Here is a 24,781-nt window from a genome sequence, read left to right on the forward strand (position 1 = left end):
AGCGTTTTGAGTAGTACCGCGGCTTCGGCCCACAGTTGTTCGTATTGGCAGACCTACAACGCCAGGATCGCGAAGAAGATCCTGTCCGAGTTCTGCCATGAGCGTTTCGTGCAGCCCGTCGAGCTGTCGTCCGGTGTGTACGTGGTCCATTCCGACGACGGCCGTACCGAGTACCGGTTCCGCGCCGAGGTCCTGTCGCTGGACAGCTGGAGCATCGACGAATCATCGCTGCGGCGGGTACGCGACGGCGAAGAACTGCGCATCGACGCGATCGATCTCATCGTCGATCTCAGCAACTCCCTCGGCATTGCCTCGCACGCCCTGCCGGAATACCTCGAGGAGTTCACCAACACCCTGGTCGTCAGCACGAACCGCCCCGACTCGCGGCGGATCGCGGCAGTGGAGCTGGCGGAAGCGGATTTCCAGACCATCGAGCGCGCGATGACCGAGGGGCACCCCTGCATCGTCGCCAACGCCGGACGGCTCGGCTTCAGTGCCGACGACGTGGAGCGCTATGCACCCGAATCGGGTGAGCGATTCCCGCTGACCTGGGTGGCCGTGCTGCGGGAGAACACCGATTTCGCCGCGGTGTCCGGGCTCGACTACGACAGCCTGGTGCGCGAAGAGCTCGGCGCGGAGACGCTCGGGCGTTTCGACGCCGTGCTCATCGCCCGTGGCCTCGAACCGGCGTCCTACTACTACATGCCGGTGCACCCGTGGCAGTGGGTGCAGAAGATCGCGCGCATCTACGCGGTCGATATCGCGGAGCAGAAGATCGTGAAGGTCGGCGACGCACCGGATCTGTACCAGCCGCAGCAGTCCATCCGAACACTGTTCAACGTGTCGAATCCGGCCCGCCACTACGTGAAGACGGCGCTGTCGATCGTCAATATGGGCTTCACCCGTGGCATGTCCGCCGATTACATGCGGACCACCCCGCCGATCAACGACTGGGTCCGCGCCCAAGTGAACGGCGACCCATATCTGAAATCGCTCGGCTTCGAGGTGCTGTACGAGGTGGCGGCCATAGGCTACCGGAGCACCACTTACAACGCCCTCACCGAGCCGGGCTCGGAGTACCGCAAGCTGCTGTCGGCGCTGTGGCGTGAGAGCCCGGTTCCGCTGCTCCACGAGAACGAGCAGCTCGCCACCATGGCCGCGCTGCTGCATCTCGACCACCACGGCGATCCGCTGGTCGAGGCGATAATCCGTCGTTCGGGTCTGCCCGCCGAGGAATGGCTGGCCGGGTACCTGCGCTGCTACCTCCAGCCGATCATGTATCTGTTGTACAAGTACGAGTTCAAGTTCTCCCCGCACGGCGAGAACCTGATTCTCGTGCTCGACGGCGGTGTGCCGGTGCGCGGCATCCTCAAGGATATCGGTGAAGAGGTCTCCATTTTCGCGGCGCCGGAAGGTATTCCGGACACCTGCCGTCGTGCAGTGACCGAGGAGGCCGACGAGATCCGTAATATGGGCGTGCTCTCGGATATCTTCGATGATTACCTGCGCCACCTGGCACTGATCCTGCACTCGCGCGGACTGGTTGCGGACGAGGACTTCTGGGCCATTGTCGCGCGGGGCGTGATCGAATTTCAGCAACAGCATCCCGATATGGCGGAGAATTTCCGGAGATGGGATCTGTTCACGCCGACCTTCAAGGCGATTCATATGAATCGTCTTCAGCTGTCGAACAACCGGCGCATGGTGAATCTCGGTGATTCGTATTCGACCCTGGTCGACGCCCACCACGAACTGGTGAACCCGATCGCGGGCCATCGCCCTGCGGCCGAATCGGTGCGCCCCGAGGAGGTGGCGGTCTCATGACGACCGGCAACGCCGTGACGGCGGACCTGGAGATCATGCGGGATGCCGAGGGCATCCCCCATATTGTCGCGGATTCGGCCGAGGGCGCGCTCTTCGGCCAGGGTTATGCGTGCGGGGTCGACCGGGCCTGGCAGCTCGAGTTCATCCGCCTACGTGCCGAGGGTCGCAGCGCGGAGGTCTTCGGGGTGGACGGCATCGGTTGGGACGAATTCGCCCGTCGTGCCCAGCTCGACCGTGCGGCCCACCAGATCTATGAAGCGTCGTCGGAGCGTTCGCAGCGGTTGATCCGCGCCTACGTCGACGGTGTCAACGCCACAGTCGACACCGCGGACGCTATCGAGCTGACCGAACTAGGCCATCGGCCGACACCGTGGCAACCGTGGACCCCGATCTCGGCTTTCCTGTTGCACCACATCCTTTTCGGGCGCTTCACCACGAAGCTGTGGCGTGTGCACGCGGTCCGCGGGCTCGGCGCCGACGCACTGGCGCTGTTCGACTGCGAGGGCGTCGACACCACTTCCGAGACCGTGCCCGACTACCCCGACGAGGCATTCGTCACCGACCTGCTCGCGCAGTTCACCGGGGATGCCGCGCCGGGGACCACGGCACCGCGCGAATCGTTCGGTGAACCCCTGTCCGGGAGCAATGCGTGGGGTGTCGCCGCGACGCGCACCGCGAGCGGTGCGCCGCTGATCGCGGGCGATCCACATCGCTTCTTAGAACTGCCCGGCATCTACCAGCAGTTCCACCTCGCCTGCCCGGAGTTCGACGTCGTCGGCTTCTCCTTCGCCGGTGTTCCCGGAGTTCCGCACTTCTGCCATTCCGGCACGGTGGCGTGGGGGATCACCAATGCCATGGCCGACTATCAGGACCTCTACCTCGAGCGACTCAGCCGATCGGGCACCCAGGTGCACGCCGAATCGACCGACGGTGTTCGCGCGGCCGATATCCGGCGTGAGCAGATCTTGGTGCGCGACGGCGACCCGGTCGAACTCGAGATCATCACTACCGGCAACGGACCGGTGCTGTTCGGCGGGCCGGATGAGTCCTTCGCGCTGAGCCTGCGCAGCCCGATGCTGAACGACCCTGAGGTCACCTTCGACGCCGCGCTGGACGTGCTCTTCGCCAAGACCGTCGGCGATGTCGAGCAGGCCATGCGGGAGTGGGTGGAGCCGGTCAACCGGATTGTCATCGCCGACACCAGCGGGCGGGTGACTCACCATGTGGTCGGCAAGATTCCGGTGCGTGCGGACGAGAACTATTGGCTGCCGGTCCCCGGCTGGGACGAGCGCTACCAGTGGCGCGGCTACGTCACGCCGTCGGTGACCGACGACAGCTTCGACGCGGGCGTAACCGACTATTCGGTGATCGCCAACCAGCGCATCTCGGATTCGCTTGCGCTGCAACCGGTCACCACCGAATGCGCGGCATCGGCGCGCGGGGCGCGGATCGGCGAGCTGCTCGCCGCTGATCCGGCGGTCTCCGTGGATGGCTGCGAACGCATCCACGGCGATGTCGCCAATGAACAAGCCGACGTCATCCGCGGCATGCTACCGGCGCTGACCGCATTGACCCCGGCCGGTGACGAGGTGCGTCGCAGGCTGCTCACCTGGGACGGCGCCATGCGGGCCGACAGCACCGACGCGTACGTGTTCGCGGAAGTACGCACCCGCCTGGTCCGCGCCATCGCCCGCCACGAGTCCCTCGCCGGACTGGCCGAGCCACATCTGTTCTCACCGGTGCTCAACCCGTGGTTCGTGGTGGAGACGCGGCTCGCGGCGGCCCTGGACTCGGTGCTGCGCCGGGCACCCGGTGTCGGCGTGGACGTCGACCGGCTACTCGCCGAGTCGGTCGAGGCGGTCGCCGCACATCTGGCCGAGCTGGCGACCGTTCCGACCTGGGGCAGCGTGCACGTGCTGCACCCGCTGCACGGCATGGATCTGGCCGGGACGTCGCCGAAGCATCCCGAGATGTCCGCCCGCGTGCGGCCGAGCCGGTGGCCGTTGGGCGGAGATTCCGAATGCGTTTTCGCCAATGCGAGCGCGGTCGGGTTCTCCCATGCGTGCAGCCTGGGATCGGCGGCGCGATACGTCTGGGATCTGGCCGACCGCGACGCCGGCCGCTGGATCGTGCCGCTGGGTGTCAGCGGTGATCCGCGCTCGCCGAACTTCGAGGATCAGGCGCCGTACTGGGCGCGCGGGGAACTCATTCCCATTCGCAGTGACTGGGCGAGCGTGCGGGCATCCGCTCACCGACGTGTGGTCTTCGACCGGGCCGCGACCTCCGACGCTGATTCCGGTACCGCGGCATACCGGCTCGCGCGGACCGATCCACCGGGAGTGATGGAAGACCCGACGCCGGGAGGAACATGACCGTCTCGACCTACACCCGGCCGGAACATGCGCGACGGCGGGTCCGCTCGGGCGCGCGGGCGGCGGCGGTGCCGCTACGGCCGGGGTAGCCACGGCGAGGTGATGTGCGGTCGCCGCGACAAGGCTCGCGCGCGCCGACCATCTCGGCCGAAAACAAGTTCGTTCTCGAAGTCATTCAACGTAGCGGGGCTTTCAGTGTTACATGAATCCACCTCCCCTTGGGGGAGGTCATCGAAGTTCGCCGATCCGGGCGACGGTTGGACCGCCGCAGGTGGCGGACTCGCACAGCTGGCCGCGGCGGTCCAGGAGAGCCGTCACCATCGGTCGCCGCTGCCATCCGGTGATCCTGCCGAGGTGCTCGACGTCGTCGCGGAAGCGCTGGGGCCCGAGCGCATTCCGGATACCGGGGTGGGCGAATCGGCCGCATTGGCGCAGCTGGCCGATCTGATCGCCGCCTACGGCCTGGACCTGACCCACAAGCTGTGCGCGGCGCACCTACAGCCGCCGCCGCTGACCGTCGCGGTGGTCGCCGACGCGCTGGCCAGCGCCACCAATGCCTCGCTGGACACCTACGACTCCGGCCCGGCCACGCTGGCCATCGAGAAGTGGACCGTCAGCGCGCTGGCCCGGCTGGTCGGCCTGCCCGAGACCGCCGGTGGTGTCTTCGGTCCCGGCGGGTCCTACTCCAATCTGCTGGCGCTGCTGATCGCTCGTGACTACGGTGCGGCACAGCTCGGCATCGATATCCGGCAGAACGGCGTGAGCGCGCTGCCCCGTCCGGTGGTGCTGTGCTCGCGGGTGGCGCATTTCTCGATCCACCGCGCGTGCGCCACGCTGGGTCTCGGTGAAGCGGCGACGAGCCCGGTGCCGGTCGACTCCGAGCACCGGATGATCCCGGAAGCCCTCGATCAGCTGCTGACCGAACTCGCCGAGAGCCACACCCCGGTGGCGGTCGTCGCCACCGCGGGCACTACCGACTTCGGCTCGATCGACCCGCTGCCCGAAATCGCCGAGATCACTGCCCGGCACAAGGTGTGGTTTCACGTCGACGCGGCCTACGGCTTCGGATCGCTGTTCTCCGACAAGTTGTCCGGTCTGCTGACCGGTATCGAACGCGCCGATTCGGTGACGCTGGATCTGCACAAGGTCGGCTGGCAGCCGGCCGCCGCCAGCGTGCTCCTGCTTGCGGATCAGGAGCGCTTCGCCTCGCTGAATCGCTCGGTCGCGTACCTCAACCCCGACGACGACGTAGAAGCCGGTTTCGGCGGTCTGCTCGGCCAGACTCTTCAGACCACCCGCCGTCCGGATGTGCTCAAGGTGGCCGCGACCTTTCTGGCCTACGGCCGCGATGGGTTGGGCGAGATGCTCGACACCTGCCATGAGCTGGCCCGCTTCGCCGAGCGCCGGATCGGCACCGAGCTCCAGCTCGAGTTGGTGGCGCCGGTAACCCTGACCACGGTGGTGTTCCGCTACCGCTGCGAGGATCTGGATTTGGACCAGGTGAACGGCGAACTGCGGCGCCGCCTGATCCGCTCCGGCAAGGCGCTGATCGGGCGCACCCAGGTGCGGGTGCACGGCGAGGGTGCGCCGCGCACCTGCCTGAAACTCACTCTGCTCAACCCCGAATCGACCGAGCAGGACATTGATTTGTTGTTCGATGAACTTCTGCGCATGGGCCTGGAAGTGGAGTCGGAAGGCTTGCGCAGCGATCGCGACGAGATGGTGAAGATCCTTGAGTGAAGTCCAGAAGGTCGACATCCTGGCGATCGGATGTGGTCCGTTCAATATCGGCCTGGCGGCCATGGCCTCGACGGTCGACGATGTCGAGGTGCTGGTGGTCGACTCCATCGAGGAGTTCCGCTGGCATCCCGGCCTCATGTTCGAGGAGGCCAAGCTCCAGGTCAGTTTCCTGTCCGATCTGGTCACCCTGGTCGATCCGACGCATCCGATGTCGTTTCTCGCCTACCTGGCCGACGTCGACCGGCTGTACCCGTTCCTGGTGCGCGAGGACTTCTTCCCGACCAGGCGCGAGTACGAGGCGTACTTGCTGTGGGCGGTCGGCAAGCTCTCGTCGCTGCGGTTCTCCACGACGGTCGAGGCGGTGCGCTGGGACGAGCAGGCGCAGCACTTCGAGGTGTCGGTGACCAGTGACGGCAACGCCTCGGTGATCCACGCCGGCCACGTGGTGGTGGGTGTGGGCACAGAACCGGCAATCCCTCGCGAACTCTTGACCGCCTCACCCGCGTTGGTGCACAGCTCGCAGTACCTTTTCCATCAGGATGCCGCGCACCAGGCTGATTCGGTCACCGTGATCGGCTCCGGCCAGTCCGGCGCCGAGATCGTCATCGATCTGCTCGAGGCCAACCTGCGGGGCGGTCCCGCGGTGCAGTGGTGGACCCGCACTCCGTGGTTCGCTCCGCTGGACTTCACCAAGCTGTCGCTGGAAATGACCACCCCGGCCTACATGGATTATTTCCACAGCCTGCCGGAGGAGACGCGCGATCAGGTGCGGGCGGGACACTGGCAGTTCCATAAGGGTATCTCCAGCGAGACCCTGGCACGCCTGCACGATCTGCTCTACCGTCGCCGGCTGCTGGAGAAGCTGCTGCCGGTGCAGTTGCGCAACGGTGTCGCGGTCGAGGGCCTCGACACGCTGGCCGATGGCCGGTTGCGCATCCGCGGACGGCATCTGGACACCGGTTCATCGCTGGCGCACACCGCGGACCTCGTCATCGCGGCCACCGGGTACACACAGCGCAAGACCGATTTCCTCGCCCCGGTCGCCGACCGGTTGCGGCGTGATTCTCGCGACCGCCTGGTTATCGAGTCCAACCACGCTGTTGCCGCCGATGAGGCGTTGTCCGGCCGGATCTTCGTGGCCAATGCCGAGGCGCATGCCGTCGGTGTCTCTGCGCCCAACCTGGACATCGGCGCGGTCCGCAACGCGAAGATCCTCAACTCCGTGCTCGGTCGTGAGGTGTACCGCCTGCAGCGCAATACCGCGTTCACCAGCTTCGGTGTGACGGACGAGGAGGTGTTCGAAGAGGACACACCCACTGGCGCTGGGGTCCAGCGATTCCCGGACCATGCGCCCGCACGCCGATGACCATGCACCCGGGTGGTGCGCTTTCCGGGGCCATGCCTCGGCAGAACAATCGTTTCGTCTCTGAGGAGTACCTGATGTCCGACCACATCCGTGACACGCTGAACAGCATTCTGGAAGAAGATCTCGACCTCCCGCTCGCCGACATCAGCCGGTCCTCGCTGCTGGTCGAGGATCTTGGCATCGACTCGGTGGCGTTCGCCATCGGCGTCGTCGCCATCGAGGAGCGGCTCGGCGTGCAGCTGACCGAGCGGGAGATGTCAGAGGCCGCCTCGGTGGGCGATCTGGAAGACCTCATTCGCTCGAAAGCGGGCAGCGTTGCGCAGTAGTGCGCTTGGCCCACCGGCCGCCGGACATCTCGATACGCGACGCCACCGCGGCGGACCTCTACGTCCGTGACGAGGTCCCCTCGCTGGAGAAGCTGGAGCGGTTGTACGCGGCGTTCTACAACCCGAACATCTCCATCGATCGGAAGGTCGAGGTCAGTTACGGCGGCGACAAGGTGCGCCCCGTCGTCGAGCAGGCCATGTCGTTCAGTCAGACGTTCGACTGGGGCGTTCTGCCAGAACGTCGATTGCGCGGGCGACCCGCAGTTCGACTACTGATTCCGAGCACAGCCCGGCAGGCCGGGCGAAACGGCGGACCAACCGTTGCCGTGCGGTGGACTTCGGGCATTCATCGCGCGGATCGTGCTCGCGGGCGGGTGCGCCCGAAAGTTCCGCCCCGCCCTCCACGGCTAGGAGAAACATGAACGTACTGACTGACGCGCAAATGGAACTCATGCGACGGCGGCTCGCCGAAGCGGGCATCGCGGGCGATCAGAGCGCGGCCGGCGCCGAGCCCACGCGGCCCGAACCGTCGGACGGCGGCCTCGGCATCGCCGAGCGACGGATGTGGAAGATCTACGAGCTGGACCCGTCATCCATCTCGCACAACTACGGCGTTCTGCTGCAATTCGACGACTCCTACACTTTGGACGAGGTCGTCGCCTCGTACGAGCGGCTGGTCAACGCCTCCGAGGTGCTCGGTTCGGTCATCGTCGTCGGCGACGACGGCGTTGTGCGACGCGAGCCGAAACGCTGGGACGGTCGCTGGGTCGTCCCGGGCGAGGTTTGGGAGTGGGGCTCGATGCCCGAATCCGAGGAGGCCGCCGAGGGGGGCTCGCACGAGCAGAACGTCCGTGCCGCCGCCGTGGCGCTGTCGACTGCGTCGTTCCGGCTTCGACAGGACCCGCCCATTCGCGCGCGCGCCTACGCGGGCAAGAACGGCGGCGTCGCCATGGTGCTGGTGCTGCACCACTTGGCCGGTGATGAGACCGCGTTGTCCCCGATTCTCGGTGAGCTGGTGGCGCGTGCGGGTTCGGCCGAGGCTGCTGCGCCGTCCGCGCCGCAGGCGCCCGCACGTCCGGTCGCCGCGCTGGACCGCGCCGTGCGGCACGCGGTGCGGACCTGGGCGGCCGAGGGCATTCGCTATCCGCTGTCGGGCAGGTTGCCTGAGACCACTCCCGAAGAGAGCTGGTTGTCGGTGATGGGGGAGGGGCCGGGGGCATATCTCACCCGCCCGATCGATCCCGCCGATGTCGCCGCGCTCGCCGGCGTCGCCCGTGAGATCGGCGCGACGCCCCATGCGGTATTCATCGTCGTGTCCGCGCTGAGTATCGCCGCTCTGACCGGCGCCGACGACTATGTGCTGCTGGTGCCCGCCGACAACCGGCAGCCGGGCGATGCGGCCGACAAGGTCGGCTATTGCGGCAACGTGGTGCCCATGCGCTTCACCTTCGATCCGGCGGCGAGCACGAAGGACGCGCTTCGCGACGCGGTCTCGACGGTCTACGGGTCGATGGAATTCTCCTCCGTCGACTACGGCCCGATTCTCACCGCACTGCGCAGCGACGGCAGGCGTTTCCCGGTTGCCGAGGTGATGGCTCTGGTGAAGAACACCCCGCTGCGTGGCGTCCCGATTCCCGGCGGCGCGCGCGTGACCTGCGAGACCGTCTTCAAGGGCGTCGTGCACTATCCACTGGCGCTGGCGTTCGAGATCGCCGAGGACGAGCAGGTGCGGCTCGAGGTCGAGTACCGGACCGACATCCTCCACGAGGCGTATGCACAGCGCGCCGCGCAGGTGGTCGCCGAACTTGTCGCGCGTGTGCCGGATGCGCTGGATCTGCCGCTCTCGGACCTGTTCGGCACGCTCCGTGCCGCGGCAGGCGCGTAGACATCGGCGGCCCACGCGGGCCCGCCTGGGTCACGCCGAACCGAGATATCCTCATGCTAAGCTAGGCAAGCCTAGCCTAACTAAAGGTCTGATCGTAGGGAGTCACGTGATTTCGAAAGACCAGCTACGTGCTGATGTCGCGGCCTTACTGGGTGTTCCCGGTGACTCCATTGGCGACAGTGACGATCTGGTCCGCCTGGGCCTGCACTCCATGCTGCTGATGAAGCTTTCCGGCACATGGCGTCGTCAGGGTTACCGGGTGCAGAGTTCGCAACTGGCGCTGGAACCGACGATCGAGGCCTGGGCCGGGCTGCTGTCCGGTGGTGAGCCCGCCGCCCCGGCCGACCCCGCGCCAGTTCCAGCCGACTCCGCGCCGCTCACCGAGGACACCACGGGTACCGAGGACGACGAATTCGCGCTGGCCACCATGCAGCACGCCTACTGGGTCGGACGCCAGTCCGGGCAGGCCCTCGGCGGTGTCGCGGCGCACCTATACGTCGAGTTCGACGGCGCGGGCGCTGATCCCGATCGCCTGGAACGCGCTGTCGCACGGGTAGTCTCGCGGCACGACCAGCTGCGGGCCGCCTTCGGCGAGGCCGGCGGGCAGCGCATCCTGACGCAGCCGCCGCAGTCGGTGTACCGCGTGGTGGACCTGCGCGCCGACGCCGACGCGGACGCCGAACTCGAGCGCATGCGCGACCGGATGAGCCACCAGCTGCTGGACGTGGCCGCGGGCCGGGTGGTCGAGTTCGTGCTCACCCTGCTGCCCGGCGGTAAGCACCGCCTGCACCTGGACGTCGACATGCTCGCCGCCGACGCCATGAGCTACCGGCGCATCCTCGACGATCTCGCCGCTGCCTACGAGTCCGACGCGGCGCTGCCGCCGGTCGGCTACAGCTTCCGTCAGTACCTGGCCGAGCGCGGCGCCCGCATTCCGGCCGACGAGCACGAGGCCGCTCGTCAGTGGTGGACCGAGAAGCTGCCGAGCCTACCCGGAACCGCCGAACTGCCGACTATCCCGGAAGTCCGTCGCGCCGACCCGTCGCGCAGCGTGCGCTTCCATCACTGGCTCGAGCCGGAAGGTAAGACGCGACTGTACGCCCTGGCCCACGGCCATGGCCTCACCCCTGCGGTGACGCTCGCTTCGGTGTTCTCCGAGGTGATCGCGCGCTGGTCGGCGCGGCAGCGGTTCCTGCTGAATCTGCCACTGTTCAGCCGGGAGCCGGTGCACGACGAGATCGACCAGGTAGTCGGCGATTTCACCAACTCGGTGCTGGTTGACGTCGACGCGCGCGAGAGCGAATCGCTGCTGGCGCGCGCTCGCCGCCTGCAGCGCGAACTGCACAGCTGTGCCGCGAACGCGACCTACGAAGGTCTCGACGTGCTGCGCGATTTGGGCAAGCTGCACGGCTCGGCGGTGACGCCGTCGGTGGTGTTCACCTCCGGCCTCGGGCTCGGTGAGCTGTTCTCCGAGCGCGTGACGCGACTGTTCGGCAGCCCGGTGTGGATCCTGTCGCAGGGTCCGCAGGTCGATCTGGACGCCCAGGTGGCCGAGGTCGGCGGCGGACTGCTGGTGAACTGGGACACCCGCCGCGACGCCCTGCCCGAGGGCGTCATGGAGTCGATGTTCGCCGAGTTCCGGGTGCTGCTCGACAGCCTGCTGGCGCCTGATGCCGACTGGAACGCACCGCTGTCCATCGCGTTGCCCGCAGAGCAGCTATCCGCGCGGGGGGCAGTGGAAACCACGTCGGCGTCCATCGCGCCACGCAGCCTGCACGCGACTTTCTTCGAGCGCGCGGCATGTCAGCCGGAGCGCGTCGCCATCGTGACGTCGCAGGGCGAGGAACTGACCTACGGCGCGGTCGCCGAGCAGGCCCTGTCGCTGGCGAAGGCGCTGACCACCGCGGGCGTGAATCATGGCGACACCGTCGCCGTTATCGTGCACAAGGGTCATCAGCAGGTGATCTCCGTGCTCGGCGTCCTCGCTGCGGGCGCGGTGTACCTGCCGGTTGGCACCGATCAGCCGGTCGCCCGCCGCGACCGAATCCTCGCGCGCGGCCTTGTTCGTGCCGTGATCACCGGTGCGGCGGTCGACGTGCCCGAGGATATCGAGCGGATCGTCTTCGACGAGTCCGTCTCCGGCCCGCCCGCCGAGCGGGCCGTGGTGCCTGCTCCCGACGCCCTCGCCTACGTGCTGTTCACCTCCGGGTCCACCGGCGAACCGAAGGGTGTCGAGGTCAGCCACCGCGCGGCGGCCAATACCATCGATGCGATCGCCGAGGAATTCGCGCTGCACGCCGACGACCGCACCATCGGCCTGTCGGCGTTGGAGTTCGACCTGTCGGTGTTCGACATGTTCAGCCCGCTCGCGCTCGGCGGCGCGGTGGTCTGCATCGACGCCGGCAAGGTGCGTGACGCCGCGTCCTGGGCGGAACTCATCGCGGCGCACCGGGTTTCGGTGCTCAACTGCGCGCCCGGCCTGATCGGCATGCTGCTCGATTCCGCAACCGCCGAGCAGTTGCGCACCCTGCGCGTGGTGATCACGGGCGGCGACCGCGTGGATGCGGGGGTGGCTGCCCGGATCCGGGCTCAGGTTCCCGGACTGCGCTTTGCCGGTCTGGGCGGCACCACCGAAACCGCGATCCACTCCACCATGTATGAGGTCACCGACGAGTTCCCCGCCGAGTGGACCGCCGTACCGTACGGCCGCCCACTGTCCGGTGTGCACTGCCGCGTGGTGAACGAGCGCGGTGAGGACGCTCCCGACTGGGTCACCGGTGAGCTGTGGATCGGCGGCGTCAGCGTGGCCGACGGCTACCGCGGCGATCCCGAGCGCACCGCCGACCGGTTCGTCATGGCGAACGACATCCGCTGGTACCGCACCGGCGATCTGGCACGCTATCTGCCCGGCGGCACCATCGACTTCCTCGGCCGGGCCGACCATCAGGTGAAGATCCGTGGCTACCGCGTCGAACTGGGTGAGGTGGAGGCCGCCGCCAAGACCCTGCCCGAGGTCGGCGAGGCGGTGGCGGCAGTCGTCTCCGGACGGCTGAGCTTGGCCGCGGTGCGCGCCGAGTCCGGGCAGGCGGTCGACACCGTCGCGGTGGCCGCCGCCCTGGCCGAGCTGCTGCCGGAGTACATGGTCCCCGACGTCCTTTACTTCCTGGAGCAGGTGCCGCTCACCAGCAACGGCAAGATCGACCGCGCAGCCATCCGCGCGGTGCTCGAGCGTGCGGCCCAGGGTCGTGCCGAGGTCGAGTACGTGGCGCCGGAGACCGCGCTGGAGGCAGCGGTCGCCTACATCGCCGCGCAGGTGCTCGACATCGAGCGGATCGGCGTGACCACCGACTTCTTCGATGCGGGCGCCAACTCGATCCTGGCCACCACATTCGTGGCGAACGTACGCGGCCTGCTGGCCGTCGACGGCGTGGGCGTCACCGATGTGTTCGGCGCGAAGACGGTGCGCGGTTTCGCGGCCCGGCTCGTCGAACGCCAGCAGGTGCCGGGCCGGCTCACCCAGGTGGCAAAAATCCTGTTGGAGGTCACTGGAATTCCCGACCCGTCGGCCGACCTGGCCACGGCGCGAGTCTGATCGGCGAGGGACGATCGACGTGGCGTCATTAGAGGACCTTCAGGCCGCCATGCGGGCCCGACTGAGCGCTGTGGGCATCTCGGTCGCGGCCGGCGTGGCGACCCGGCGCGATCCGGGCCGGGCACCGCTGTCGTTCGCCCAGCGCACTGTGTGGGCGTATCAGCGGCAAACACCGGAAAGCACGGCCCACAATCTCTGCCTCGCCTTCACTTTCACCGGCGAAGTGGACGCGCCCGCGTTGCGCCGCGCGTTTCTCGCCCTGGTCCGCAGGCACGAAGTGCTCCGCACTACCTATCACGCGGACCCGGATGGCACGCCATACCAACGCATTCACGAGGATCTGCCGCCGCGCGTCGAGTCGCTGGATCTGCGTGACGAGCCAGCGGCGGACGCGCGGTTGCGCGCCGTGATGGCCGCTGCCGTCACCGAGCCCTTCGATCTCGCGGCCGAATCGTCACTGCGGCTGACCTTCGTGGAGTTGCCGCCGGACGATTCGGGACAGCCGAGAACCGCCGTGGTCATGGCGCTACAGCACATCGCCTGGGACGGTATGACTCTGCCCGTCCTCTCGCGGGATCTGGAACGCGCCTATGTGCGCGCGAGGGAACGGCCGGGTTCGGAACTGGATTTCGCGCCGCTGTCGTTGCAGATCGCCGATTTCGCCGAGTGGGAACAGAAGCGGTTCATCGAGACCGACCACGCCGACGATGTCCGTTTCTGGAAGCGGCAATTCGGCGGAGTCGAACCGCTGCGCCTGCCTTACGACCGGCAGCCGGATATTGTCTCCGAACGCAGCGGGCGTTGCGATCGCACGCTGAGCACGACGGCCGATAACAATCTGCGCGCCCTGAGCACGACCCTGCGCACTCCGGCGTTCTCCGTGTTCCTCGCCGCGTACTACCTGACGCTGCACCGGATCACCGGTCAGCGCGATATCGTCATCGGCACCGCGGTCGCCAATCGCGAGGAATCCGGGATGGAATCGCTGATCGGCAATCTCAGCAATTCCATCGCGCTGCGTATCGACGCCGGCGACGTCTCCTTCGCCGATCTGGTCGCGCACGTTCGCGCGGTCACGGACGCCGCGTTCGGCCACCGTGAATTTCCCTACGACCACATCGCCGAGGCGGCGCGACAGGTCGGAGGACCGGCCAGGCCGTACGAATCGCTGGTGCTGTTCCTGGAGCAGAAGATCGATGGCCCACAGCTCCCAGGCTGCACTACCGCCTGGGAACTCGCGGAGAAGGGATACACCCTGCTCCCGCTGACCGTGGAAGCGTTCCTACACGCCGACCATACCGATGTACAGATCGCCTATCAGGTCGATCTTTTCGATGAGCAGACCGTGACACGCATCCATGAGGATCTCGATCGGGTCCTCGCGAACGCGACCGCGGACGGACAGGACAGAGAGCTCGAACAGTGACCGGCATTTCGTATCAAGAAGTACTTGCCAAGGCGTTCGACGACCGCGTGGTCGCCTGGACCGAGCAGGCCGAGCTGGACAAGAAGTTTCCGCGCCGACTGCTCGAGCACCTGGGCGCCGCCGGGGTGTTCGCACATAAGTGGGAGAATCGCAAGCTCACGGAGCTCGAACACCACTTCGCGCTGGCCTACCAGCTCGGCGCGCTTGGCTCGGCGGCCATCGGAGTCGGTGTCAGCCTGCACGATTCGGCGGTCGCGATCCTGCGCCGCTTCGGGCGCAACGACTTCCTGCGCGACCTCGCCGATGAGGGCATCGCCGTGGAGAAGGTGCTGTGCATCGGCGCCTCCGAAGAATCGGGCGGCTCGGATTTGCAGAACGCGAAGACCATGATCGAGCCGGAAGGCGACGGCTATCGGGTGGTGGGGCACAAGAAGTTCGTCTCGCTCTCGCCGATCGCGGACTACATCTTGATCGTTGCCCGCAGCGCCACCAGCGGCTCGGCGGGCGATGTGGGCAATGTCGCCCTCGCGGCAGTGCCCACCTCGCAGGTGCAGGTCGGCACACCGTACGAGAAGCTGGGCGCGGGCCCGCTGGATACCGCCCCGGTGACGATAGACACCTGGATCCCGGAAGAGGCACTCATCGCGCGCCCTGCGACCGGACTCGCGGTCATCAGCTGGGGCCTGGCCCATGAGCGCTATTCGGTGGCGGGTCAGATCGCCGCATCGTGTGAGGTGATGCTCGGCGTCACCCTGGCCCGGATGTACGACCGTGTCCAGTTCGGCAAGCGCCTCTACGACCACCAGGCGTTGCGGCTGCGGATCGCGGATCTGCAATCGCGCGTCGACCTGCTGCGCTACGCACTGGCCGGTGTCGCCGCCGAAGGCAAGATCAACCTGCGCACGGCCGCCGCGCTGAAAGCGACCGCCGCGAAACTCGGCGAAGAAGTGGTCTCGGAGTGCCTGCACATCTTCGGCGGCATCGGCTATCTACAAGTCGGCTTGCCGTTCGAACGCTGGTACCGGGACATGAAGCTGGCCCGCGTCGGAGGCGGCGCCGACGAGGTGCTGTGGGAGCTTGTCGCGGCGGCCATGAAGCCCGACAACGAGCGCTACGCGCAAATGATGGCGAAGGTGGAACAGCCATGAGTACCGAGATCACGTCCGTCGTCACCGAGCTGACGCCGTCGGATCACACTTACCTGCACCTGGATAGCGGGAGTCGGCCGATGCACTGGTCGATGCTGCTGGAGCTGGCGACTGGCGGCCCGCAGTTGGCGGTCACGGATGTGCGCGAGCGGGTGCGTGAGCGCAGCGAGCTGTTCGAGCTGTTCCGCATGGGCATCCGGAACGGGCGCTGGCGCAAGCCGCAGGTGGTGCTGGCGGAAAAGGTTGATCTGGACCGGCATCTCACGGCAGTCGACTACGCCGACGAGGCCGATCTGCGCAAGCGGGTGGCGACCCTGCTGGAGATGCCGCTGCCGCGGCCGGAGCCGATGTGGCACATCACCATGTTCACTCCCATGGGTGACGGCTCCCAGTTCTTCCTGCTGCGCGTGCACCACGCCGTATCCGACGGCATCGCGGGTGCGGCCTTCGCCGCGCTGCTGGCCGACGGCACGCCGGAAGAACTCACCGAATTCGAGCGGTTCGCGACCAGTCCGCGTTTCCGCACCCCGGCCATCGACCCCGAGGTGCTGAAAGAGTCCAAGGCCGCGTTCAACGAGCAGTGGGCCGCGGGCCGCAACGGCCGCGGCTGGCCGAAGCTCACCAAGACCGGCAAACGCGAGTACGCCCTTTACAGCGCGTCCACGCGCGACCTGCGCCGCGCCGCCAAGAAGAACGGCGCGACCGTGCACGAGTTCGTGCTCGCCGCGATCGGCCGCACCGTGAGCATCGCGCCGCCCGCCACCACGACACCGGCCGAACTCATCCGGGTGACGCTGCCTGTCACCAACGATCCGGCCTTCCGCCACACCGGCAACGCGGTACTGGTCTCCCCGCTCAACCTGCTCGGCAATGAGACCGATCTGGCTCGGCAGATCGAGCGGACCCGGTCGGAGCTGGCCACCATCGAGCAGCGCCGTCCCGAGCTCGCGACCGCGGCCCCCGCCACCGCGCCCGGCTTGCCGTGGGCGGTGCAGCGGGCGATCGCGGCTGCGGCCATGGCGCATATGAGCCCGGATATCCATATCGGGTTGAACCCCGGTTTCTCACGGATTCGTGCTGTGCTCGGAAAGCCGATCGCGGAATTGACCCCGCTCTCACCGCTGGCCGGCTATTCGCTGTCCGTGACTGTGCTGATCCTGGGCAGCAAGACATCATTCGGCATTGTTACCGATCCCACCGCACTGGCGGTGGGGTACGCCGACACCTTCGTAGAGCATTTCGATCGGATGCTTCGCGAAACAGCTACACCGGAATGACCTGGCCGTGTCCCGGCGCCGACGGAATGGAGAGCCGGAACCGACTCCGATTGGATGCCGCGGTGCGTGCTGCGCGACCGGCGTGCGGGAAGAAAATGGAACACCAATGAGCAGAATCACCGAGTTGCTTTTCGAGCAGCATGCTTCCGAAGTGAACGGCCTGTGGAGCGGTATCGAGTCGTCGGATCTGGCGTTTCGATCCTGGTCTCAGGTGCGGTCGGTGGCGGGCCGGGTCGCGGGCGGTCTGGCCGAAGCCGGTGTGGGGCCGGGAGACTCGGTCGCCATCCTCGCGGGTGCCCCCGGCGACGTCGCGGTGACCGTGCAGGCAATCTGGATGCGCGGCGGGGCTTTCACGATGCTGCACCAGCCCACCCCACGCACCAATCTCGAGACCTGGGTGGCGGATACGCGCGCGGTGATCGAGATGCTGAACGCTCGCGTTGTGGTGGTCGGGGCGCCGTTTGCCGAGGCGGTGCGGGGTTTGGATATCGGTGTTCCGTTCGTGTCGATCAACGAGCTGGCCGATCGGTACGAGGAGCTGCGGCATGTGCCCACCGACGAGGAGGATATCGCGATCCTCCAACTGACCTCCGGCACCACGGGCGTGCCGAAGGCGGTCACGATCTCGTACGCGAATCTGCATCAGAACCAGGTGGCGATGGTCACGGCGGCCGGAGTCACGGCGGACGAGGTGGTCGTGAGCTGGCTGCCCCTGTACCACGACATGGGTATGGTCGGCATGTTGCTGACGCCGATGTTCGCGCAGGTCACCGCGGTCATCATCACACCGCTCGGCTTTCTCGGGAACCCGCTGTCGTGGGCGGACCTCATCACTCGATTCGGTGGAACACTCACCGCAGCACCAAATTTCGCCTATTCTCTGCTCGCCCGTCGGTTTCGCCGCGCAGCCGACGGCGCCTACGACCTATCGTCCATGCGCGTCGCGGTCAACGGTGCGGAGGCCGTCGACGAGAGCACGCTGGAGGAGTTCGTCGGCGAGGCCGCACGGTTCGGCTTCCGTCCGGAAGCGCTGATGCCCGCCTACGGCATGGCCGAGACCACGCTCGCGGTGTCGTTCACCGCCGTTGCCGAGCGGTACACGGTGGACGTCATCGACGCGGAGCGGGTCGAGGCCGACGGTGTCGTGCGGCGCGAGGAGATCACGCGCTCGCGCACCATGATGCGGCTGGGTGTCCCGGTCCCTGGGATCGAGCTGAAGGTGGTCGATGATCACGGCTACACCCTGCCCGCCGATCATATCGGCGACATCCTGGTGCGCGGCGAGGCCGTGGCCAAGCGCTACCTCGGCCCCGACGGCTACGTTTCGGCCAACGACGCCGAGGGTTGGCTGTCCACCGGCGATCTCGGCTACATCGTCGCGGGCACCGGTGAGATCGTGGTGTCCGGCCGCAAGAAGGACGTCATCATCGTCGCCGGCCGCAATATCTCCCCCACCGTGGTCGAGCGGGCGGCGGGTGTCGTCTCCGGTGTGCGGCCCGGCAGTGTCGCGGCCCTGGCGGTCCGGCTGCCCCACATGGCCAGGGAAGGCATCGCCGTCATCGCCGAATCGGATCTGGCGGCCGACGCCGACCAGAGCGAGCGCATCCGCAAAGAGGTGGCCCGTGCGGTCTACGACGACGTGGGCATCGCGCCCGCGGTGGTCACGGTCGTGCCCAAGGGCGCCCTGCCCAAAACCCCGTCCGGGAAGCTGCGCCGCTCCTCGGCGGTGAGCCTGATCCCCGCCTGATCCACCTCGAATCACCCGCAGCGACTCTTCGGTAACGCCACGGTCACACGGAGAGTCGCTGCGTCGTGTGGCATCCTCAGCAATACTCACAGGATTTCTCTCATGATCAGCGTTCGCGGCGTTTCCAAACGCTTCGGCGAGAACGTCGCCGTAGACGATGTCAGCTTCGAGGCCGGAGCGGGCTCGATCACCTATCTGCTCGGGCCCAACGGTGCGGGCAAGACTACGGTCACGCGCATGGTCGCCGGTCTCACGCAGGCCGGTTCCGGCTCGGTCGTCATCAACGGAACGGGCTGCTGGAATTCCAGGACACGATCCGCGAGATCGGTTTCGATCTCGGTGCATTCTCCCGCAACCCCAAGCACACCGTCGAACAGCATCTGCTCTAGCAGGCTCGGCTGGGTGGCGTGCCGCACCGAATGTCGGCCTAGCGCTCGATCGGGTGGGACTCGAGGGGGTAGCGCGCCGCTCGGTCGGCAAGCGCATGTGCCTCCTCGTACCGTCGGCTCTCGACCTGGTGGAGCAGCACTGTAGGCCGGAATCGCCGCGAGGAGAATGGGTATAGGGCGACGTCGCTCTGCGCTCGAGGTGGCCGTACTCCGCTCGACGACCTACTGTCGACCAGGATGAACGCGGTGCCGGTTTCGGTGGTGCTGCCGGTTGTCGTCTGCCTTGGGTTGATGACGGTGGGCCGGTGGCTTTTCGTCAACGAGACGATCGCCGATCGACTGATCAACAGAACGTGGAGCTCGATTCTGGTCGCGCTCCTGCTGTACCAAATCGTCTTTGCCTTGCAGCATCCCGACCTTGCGCGGCGCCTGTACCTCGGCGTTGGCATGATGTCAGTCGCCAGTTTCCTTGGGCTCGCCCGGCTCGTCGGCGGTGCTGACGTGGAGACTGCTTACCGGCGTCAGCGCCGATACGATGCGGCATTCGCCGCCGTCGGTGTTTCCGTGGTATTGGGCACACCGGCTGTCCACGCAGTGTTGCAGTTCGACTATGCCGAAGTCGTCTGGACGCTGTCGGCACTTCCGGCGATCTATGGCGGTCTTCTGTTCGGCCGTGCCTGTGTCCGCGAGTTGCGCGCCGCGAGTTCCTCGACCAGGGAAAGGTTCACCTATGCGGTGTTGCTGGCGATCTCGGCCTACTGGGCGGTCGGCTCGGCGATCATGGTCCTACGTTCGCTCGCCGGTACGCCGCCCAGCGAGCCGGGGAGTGCCTGGGGAATCCTGGCCTTCCTCATGCTCTTGGCGGTGACCCTGTTGACCGCGATCCCGCTGGTGACCGTGCTGCTCGCGCGGGCAGGGTGGGATCGGTCCAGTCGCATCTGCCGCAGCCTGCAATCGCTGTGGCGAGATTTGACCGCTGCTGTGCCGGAAGTCGTTCTGGTATTGGATAATTCGTTTCGGCATGATTCGTCCTCCCGGTTGTACCGGATGACCGTCGAGATTCGGGATGCACTGCTGCACTTGAAGCCGTACCTGCCGGAATCACCTGGGCACATCACTTCTGCCGAGATCAACAACGACGTGCGCGGCGACGCACTCCGGCTGGCGTGTGCCGTGCGAGCGAAGCGCGCCGGCGACGCACCGGCCATTGACCCGGCCGGTCGCAGTGCGGCACAATCCGAGCCTCGCGATCGAGCCGCGGAATTGCGGTATCTTCTCGAGCTCGCCCGTGAATGGTCGAAAGTTGGTGGGGAGCAGAGTGTCGACAGCCAGTCGAGTCCCAACCATCTCAACCGCAGGTTCGGCTGAGTCGTCCGTCATCTCCGGGTCGGCAGGACCGCTTCGATCGGGCGGATACTAGTGCCCGCACTGGGATCCGATGCCCAGCCGAGACCAAATATCGCATCGCGGGCTCGGAGCGCCGGACAGCCTACTGCCGAGCGCGATGAACGCTATTCCGGCTCGGTCGTGCTGCCGGTCGTCGTCTGCGTCGCCCTCGCGACCGTGGGGCGGTGGCTTCGGCCGGGGCCACCGCTCGATCGCTGTCTCAGGCGTTCGGGCGGGCCATTGGGAGCCGACCGTGCGAACCGGGGCAACTGTCGGCCCGCAGTCTCATCGACTTGCGGGGAAACGCACTACCCGATGTCGTGCGAGCTGGAGGCCGAACTGGTGCACCGACATCCACGACGGACGGTCAGGTCCTGCGTGTACTCTTCGGGATCGGAATCCGCGACGAAGAACCCGCCCCAGTGCAGGTCGTCGGCGAACTGTGCCTTGACGCCGATCGGCACAGCCGAATCCGCTGCTCCGAGACCGTCCAGCAGAGCGAGCAGGCGCGGGTCGTGGATGCGCAGCACGCACCAAGAAGTCGGATGTTCGAGCACGAATCCCTCGGAGTCCCGCCGGAGCACGGCGAACTTCGACAGCGTGGCCGACCACGCAGGCAGACTCGTCGAGGGACGAGCCGGTGGCTCGCCATACGACCGGATGGTATAGAGATCGCGCCCACCGTCGCGCACCGTGTAGTTGGTCGGGTGGGTACTTGTGATGGCGGGCAAACCGCTGACCTCCGCTAGCCGATTAGACAATCTGGTTTCGCACCTATAGCGACCGGCTGGTCAGCCAAGGCTAACCTATTTTAGGTTCCGGGGAAGAATCGCTTCGACCCTGTCCGGGATCACCGAGCAGCCGGTTCCCCTGTCCGGGATGTCTCGCACCTGCCTGGCCGTGACCGTGCCACGAATTGCGGCAGTTGCTGGAACTCGCGCGAGAATGGCCGAAAGCCCGCGCGGCCGGGGGTCGGATCCGACATCCGCTGAGCGCTGGTTGCGGCACTTCCGATGTATCGGGCTCGCGAGTCGCCATCCGACGGTCCATACCCTGCGTTGCGCGGCTCGCGCGTTGCCGATCGAACACACCGCGCTTGGTCGGCGGCTGCACCCGCACCGCCATGGAACCTGATCTCGAGCGCGATGAACGCTGTTTCGGTGGTGCTGTCGGTCGTCGTCTTCGTCGCCCTCATGACCGTGGGGCGGTGGCTCTGGTGAACGAGACGAGCACCGATCGGCTGATCAACCGTACGTGGAGCTGGGATGTTGTTGCTATCCCGCTGTATCAGGCCGCGGTCGAGTTGCATCGTCCCGACCTCGGGCGGTCGCTATACCTCGGCGCTGCGCTGATGGGGATTGCCAGTTTCTACGGGATGGCCCGGCTGCTCGACGGCGCCGATCCGGGGAGCGCGCGCCGCCGTCAGCGCCAATACGATTCGATATCTGCCGCCATCGCCATCTCGCTGATACTCGGCACGCCGGCCGTCCGGGGAGCGTTCGGGATCGACTTATTATTCGCGTTCTCGATCTACTGGTCGGCCTCGTTCGTGATCATGATCGGCCGCGCACTGGCCGGCACACCGCCGAGAGAATCGGGCACAGCGGCGGCTGTCGTGGTCTACCTCATGCAATTCATGCTCACGCTCTTGACCGGTACGCCCCTGGTCACCGTACTGCCGGCACGGACAGGATGGGATCGGACCGGACGCACCTGCCGTCGCCTGCGTCCACTGTGGTACGACCTGACCGCCGCCGTGCCGGAGGTTGTCCTTCGCGACGCTCGGTCGACGCCATGGACTCGGACTCGCGGCAGCACCGGATGACCGTCGAAATCTGAGACGCACTACTGCACCTGAAACCGTATGTTTCCGAACCTGCTTCGCCCGTCACGATCGAGACCGACGTGCGCGGTTACGCGCGCCGATTGGCTCGAGCCGTGCGAGCGAAGCGTGCAGGCAACGCACCGGCAGCTGCCTTCCCCGGTCGAGGCGCTGTCCAGGAGCCTCGCGATCGTGCGGCGGAGTTGCGTTATCTGCTCGAACTCTCGCCCACGAATGGTCGAAAGTGTCGCGGCCGTTGGCTACGAGTCCAGCACTCCACATGCAGCCGCGATCGCCGCGGTGTCCCAGTAGAACGGGTACACCTCGGCGATCCGGCCGTCGGCGAAGGTGATCGTCTGCAGGATCCCGAAGGAGAGTTCCTGGCCCGTCGCGCGTGCTCGCGCGTGCACTTCGGTGTGTACCACCGTGGCGTCGCCGGTCGCCAGGAATCGTTGATCGAGCAGGTCGAACTTCTCCCAGGTGTTGCTCATCGCGAGAAAGAAGCGTTCCATGCCGTCGTGACCCCGCCAGGTCCCGCCGTACGGCAGGCTCTCGGCCTGATGGAGCACCACGGTAGGGGAGAAGAACGGGGCGAGCAGGTCGAACGAGGCGGCGCCGGGGCCGCCTGCGCCCAGGTATTTCGCCTCGGCATCGTACATTCCGGTCAGCACGGTCATCGGGTCGCTGGTAATCCGCGTCATGTCGCCAGTCTCGCGGTCGGCCTATCGCGGGTCCGGCGGTTATCGGACGTCGCGCTGCACAGTCCGATTCCCGCCCACGTATCGGCCGTGTGCGGGAACCGGTGCGCCGCGGGTCAGCCGGCTGCTACGCGCTCTTGGCGAGTGCCGTGACGCAGGCCGATCGACATGATGTCGGAGGGTTCGTCCAATTCGATGCGATGCCAGCGGTTTCGGGGAACCACGAAGGCGGTGGCCGCGGTGAGGCGGACCATCGACTCGTCGTCGCCGGGGCGCTCCGGCCGCAGGTAGAGGCGCAGCGCGCCGGTCAGACAGCACACCGCCTCGTCGCTCCCAGGATGGATCTCCCAGTGGTCGGCGTGCACATCGGCGTCTGATTCGACGTGGAAGGTCGCGAGTTGCCAAGCTCCCTCACCGGTGCTCATCCGCCGTTCACCGGCCGCTACCCGGCCGTCCGGGTCGAAATGAATGGCGCGGCCGAACATATCGATCGGTGCGTGGGTCATTGTGCGTCCTCTCGTTGCGATTTGCGAGTACTTCTCGTCGGTGCGACGCCTGTCGAAAGCCCACCGGCGGTTCGCACTGGGCTCGCACGCTGCGCGGTCGAAGCGACGGCAGGCCGCCCGGTCGAGTTTTTATACATGTATAGAAACTAACCGGATATGCCGCCCTTGTCCACACCCGGTGCCGGGCATGGACGATGATGGACTGATGCCGAGCTCGTCGTCGCAGCCCCAGCGCACCGGCCGACCTGCGCGTATCTCGCGGGCGGAGATCGTCGCGGCGGCCAACGCGGTGATCGATGCCGAGGGTGTGGAGAAGCTGACCATGCGCCGCCTGGCCACCGAACTCGGTTGCACGCCGATGGCGCTCTACCACCACGTCCGCGACAAGGAAGACCTGCTCCGGTTGCTGCTCGACGACTATGCGGACCAGGTGGTGTGGCCGCCACTGCCGGAGCACCCCAGGGAGCGCGTCCGCACCGCGGCCCGCGCCATGCACGACGTCCTCGCCGTCCGGGCCTGGATCGTCGAAATCCTCGCTGCCGACGATCTTTTCGGTGTCTCGGCGCTGTGGGTCAGCGAGTCGATAGTGGACGGGTTCGTGGCTGCCGGCCTGCCGCTGGACCGCGCCGTCCTGGCGTATCGGGCCATCTGGCACTACACCGCGGGCGATCTCATCGTGCGGGCTCGATCCGCCCGCCGGGCCGCCGAGGATCGGCCCACTTTCCGCGCGCAGGTCTTCGCCGATCTCGACGCCGAGACCTACCCCCGCCTGGCCGCCCTCGGTACCGACTACTTGTCGCTCGCCGCCCGGGACACCTACGAACTCGGACTCGACGCCCTCATCGAAGGTCTGCTCCGCACTCCGTGAGCGGCGCCCTGTCGAGAGCTCCCGCGCTGCCGTTCCACTGCGTTCGCCGAGTTGTCCACACCTGTGACGGTTGTGCACAGGGTTGGGAAATCAGCTGGTGGGTCACGATCTCGTGGTTGGGCCGCGAGGCATGCTCGGCGTATGCGACCAGGCTTGGAGCAATTGCGGGACAAGCAGTTCGGGGTGTTCACCGCGATGCAGATACAGCTCGAGTACAGCCGCGCCGAACTGCGCGCCCGGATCGATAGTGGTGAGTGGGTGCGGGTATTCCGTGGGGTGTACCGCGAGGCGGCTACCCCGGCGTCACCCGGCCTGCGGGTCGAGGCCGCGCGGTTGTCCTTGGGGCTGGAATCCCTGGTTGCCGCCTACCACACCGCCGCCGAACTGCACGGGTTCGCCGTCTTGGACA

At 66.9% G+C, this 24,781-nt stretch carries 19 protein-coding genes and 1 pseudogene; 17 read left to right on the forward strand and 3 right to left on the reverse strand.

What is annotated here, in order from left to right:
* The first annotated feature begins 6 nt into the window (after positions 1 to 6).
* From GVY39_RS09615 to GVY39_RS09680, 14 genes are all read left to right on the forward strand, one after another.
* A complete protein-coding gene (locus GVY39_RS09615) occupies positions 7 to 1,824 on the forward strand; it encodes an IucA/IucC family siderophore biosynthesis protein (protein WP_159922764.1) in 1,818 nt (605 codons plus the stop codon).
* Complete coding sequence (locus GVY39_RS09620; protein ID WP_159922766.1) at positions 1,821 to 4,196, forward strand: penicillin acylase family protein; 2,376 nt, start codon at positions 1,821 to 1,823, stop codon at positions 4,194 to 4,196. The genes GVY39_RS09615 and GVY39_RS09620 overlap by 4 nt, the downstream gene beginning before the upstream one ends.
* A 195-nt stretch (positions 4,197 to 4,391) precedes the next feature.
* A complete protein-coding gene (locus tag GVY39_RS09625; RefSeq protein ID WP_236565369.1) occupies positions 4,392 to 5,936 on the forward strand; it encodes a pyridoxal-dependent decarboxylase in 1,545 nt (514 codons plus the stop codon).
* Positions 5,929 to 7,302: a lysine N(6)-hydroxylase/L-ornithine N(5)-oxygenase family protein gene (locus GVY39_RS09630; RefSeq protein WP_159922768.1), complete on the forward strand. Its 1,374-nt coding sequence runs from the start codon at positions 5,929 to 5,931 to the stop codon at positions 7,300 to 7,302. The genes GVY39_RS09625 and GVY39_RS09630 overlap by 8 nt, the downstream gene beginning before the upstream one ends.
* Before the next feature lie 32 nt (positions 7,303 to 7,334).
* Positions 7,335 to 7,628 (forward strand): acyl carrier protein, encoded by a 294-nt coding sequence (locus GVY39_RS09635; protein WP_255466141.1) that lies wholly within the window; start codon positions 7,335 to 7,337, stop codon positions 7,626 to 7,628.
* 5 nt (positions 7,629 to 7,633) lie between these two features.
* Positions 7,634 to 8,050, forward strand: a complete 417-nt coding sequence (locus GVY39_RS09640) for a hypothetical protein (RefSeq protein WP_159922772.1) — start codon at positions 7,634 to 7,636, stop codon at positions 8,048 to 8,050.
* Entirely contained in the window at positions 8,047 to 9,513 is a 1,467-nt protein-coding gene (locus GVY39_RS09645) for a condensation domain-containing protein (protein WP_159922774.1), read from the forward strand. Before GVY39_RS09640 ends, GVY39_RS09645 begins: the two co-directional genes overlap by 4 nt.
* A 106-nt stretch (positions 9,514 to 9,619) precedes the next feature.
* A complete protein-coding gene (locus tag GVY39_RS09650) occupies positions 9,620 to 13,105 on the forward strand; it encodes a non-ribosomal peptide synthetase (protein ID WP_159922776.1) in 3,486 nt (1,161 codons plus the stop codon).
* 19 nt (positions 13,106 to 13,124) lie between these two features.
* Positions 13,125 to 14,531 (forward strand): condensation domain-containing protein, encoded by a 1,407-nt coding sequence (locus tag GVY39_RS09655; RefSeq protein ID WP_236565370.1) that lies wholly within the window; start codon positions 13,125 to 13,127, stop codon positions 14,529 to 14,531.
* Positions 14,528 to 15,679 (forward strand): acyl-CoA dehydrogenase family protein, encoded by a 1,152-nt coding sequence (locus GVY39_RS09660; protein WP_159922778.1) that lies wholly within the window; start codon positions 14,528 to 14,530, stop codon positions 15,677 to 15,679. Before GVY39_RS09655 ends, GVY39_RS09660 begins: the two co-directional genes overlap by 4 nt.
* Positions 15,676 to 16,956 (forward strand): wax ester/triacylglycerol synthase domain-containing protein, encoded by a 1,281-nt coding sequence (locus GVY39_RS09665; protein WP_159922780.1) that lies wholly within the window; start codon positions 15,676 to 15,678, stop codon positions 16,954 to 16,956. The genes GVY39_RS09660 and GVY39_RS09665 overlap by 4 nt, the downstream gene beginning before the upstream one ends.
* A gap of 106 nt (positions 16,957 to 17,062) precedes the next feature.
* Entirely contained in the window at positions 17,063 to 18,703 is a 1,641-nt protein-coding gene (locus GVY39_RS09670; RefSeq protein WP_159922782.1) for a long-chain-fatty-acid--CoA ligase, read from the forward strand.
* Positions 18,704 to 18,805: 102 nt separating this feature from the next.
* Positions 18,806 to 19,237: an ATP-binding cassette domain-containing protein gene (locus GVY39_RS35235; protein WP_159922784.1), complete on the forward strand. Its 432-nt coding sequence runs from the start codon at positions 18,806 to 18,808 to the stop codon at positions 19,235 to 19,237.
* A 92-nt stretch (positions 19,238 to 19,329) separates the two neighbouring features.
* Positions 19,330 to 20,460 (forward strand): MAB_1171c family putative transporter, encoded by a 1,131-nt coding sequence (locus GVY39_RS09680; RefSeq protein ID WP_159922786.1) that lies wholly within the window; start codon positions 19,330 to 19,332, stop codon positions 20,458 to 20,460.
* A 326-nt stretch (positions 20,461 to 20,786) separates the two neighbouring features.
* On the opposite strand, the gene GVY39_RS09685 is transcribed toward GVY39_RS09680, so the two are convergent.
* Complete coding sequence (locus GVY39_RS09685) at positions 20,787 to 21,209, reverse strand: hypothetical protein (protein WP_201295191.1); 423 nt, start codon at positions 21,207 to 21,209, stop codon at positions 20,787 to 20,789.
* Positions 21,210 to 21,685: 476 nt separating this feature from the next.
* Here GVY39_RS09685 and GVY39_RS09690 point away from each other — a divergent pair, with 476 nt between their 5' ends.
* A complete protein-coding gene (locus tag GVY39_RS09690; protein ID WP_159922788.1) occupies positions 21,686 to 22,303 on the forward strand; it encodes a DUF6545 domain-containing protein in 618 nt (205 codons plus the stop codon).
* 257 nt (positions 22,304 to 22,560) lie between these two features.
* On the opposite strand, the gene GVY39_RS09695 is transcribed toward GVY39_RS09690, so the two are convergent.
* Positions 22,561 to 23,001, reverse strand: coding sequence for a nuclear transport factor 2 family protein (locus GVY39_RS09695; protein WP_236565371.1), 441 nt, complete (start codon positions 22,999 to 23,001; stop codon positions 22,561 to 22,563).
* A gap of 113 nt (positions 23,002 to 23,114) precedes the next feature.
* Positions 23,115 to 23,504, reverse strand: coding sequence for a cupin (locus tag GVY39_RS09700; protein ID WP_159922790.1), 390 nt, complete (start codon positions 23,502 to 23,504; stop codon positions 23,115 to 23,117).
* 205 nt (positions 23,505 to 23,709) lie between these two features.
* Here GVY39_RS09700 and GVY39_RS09705 point away from each other — a divergent pair, with 205 nt between their 5' ends.
* Entirely contained in the window at positions 23,710 to 24,372 is a 663-nt protein-coding gene (locus tag GVY39_RS09705; protein ID WP_159922792.1) for a TetR/AcrR family transcriptional regulator, read from the forward strand.
* A 141-nt stretch (positions 24,373 to 24,513) separates the two neighbouring features.
* Positions 24,514 to 24,645, forward strand: a pseudogene (locus GVY39_RS35240) (hypothetical protein); the annotation flags it as partial.
* Positions 24,646 to 24,781: the final 136 nt, after the last annotated feature.

The sequence above is a fragment of the Nocardia sp. CY15 genome (assembly GCF_009829295.1).
Lineage (GTDB): Bacteria > Actinomycetota > Actinomycetes > Mycobacteriales > Mycobacteriaceae > Nocardia > Nocardia sputi.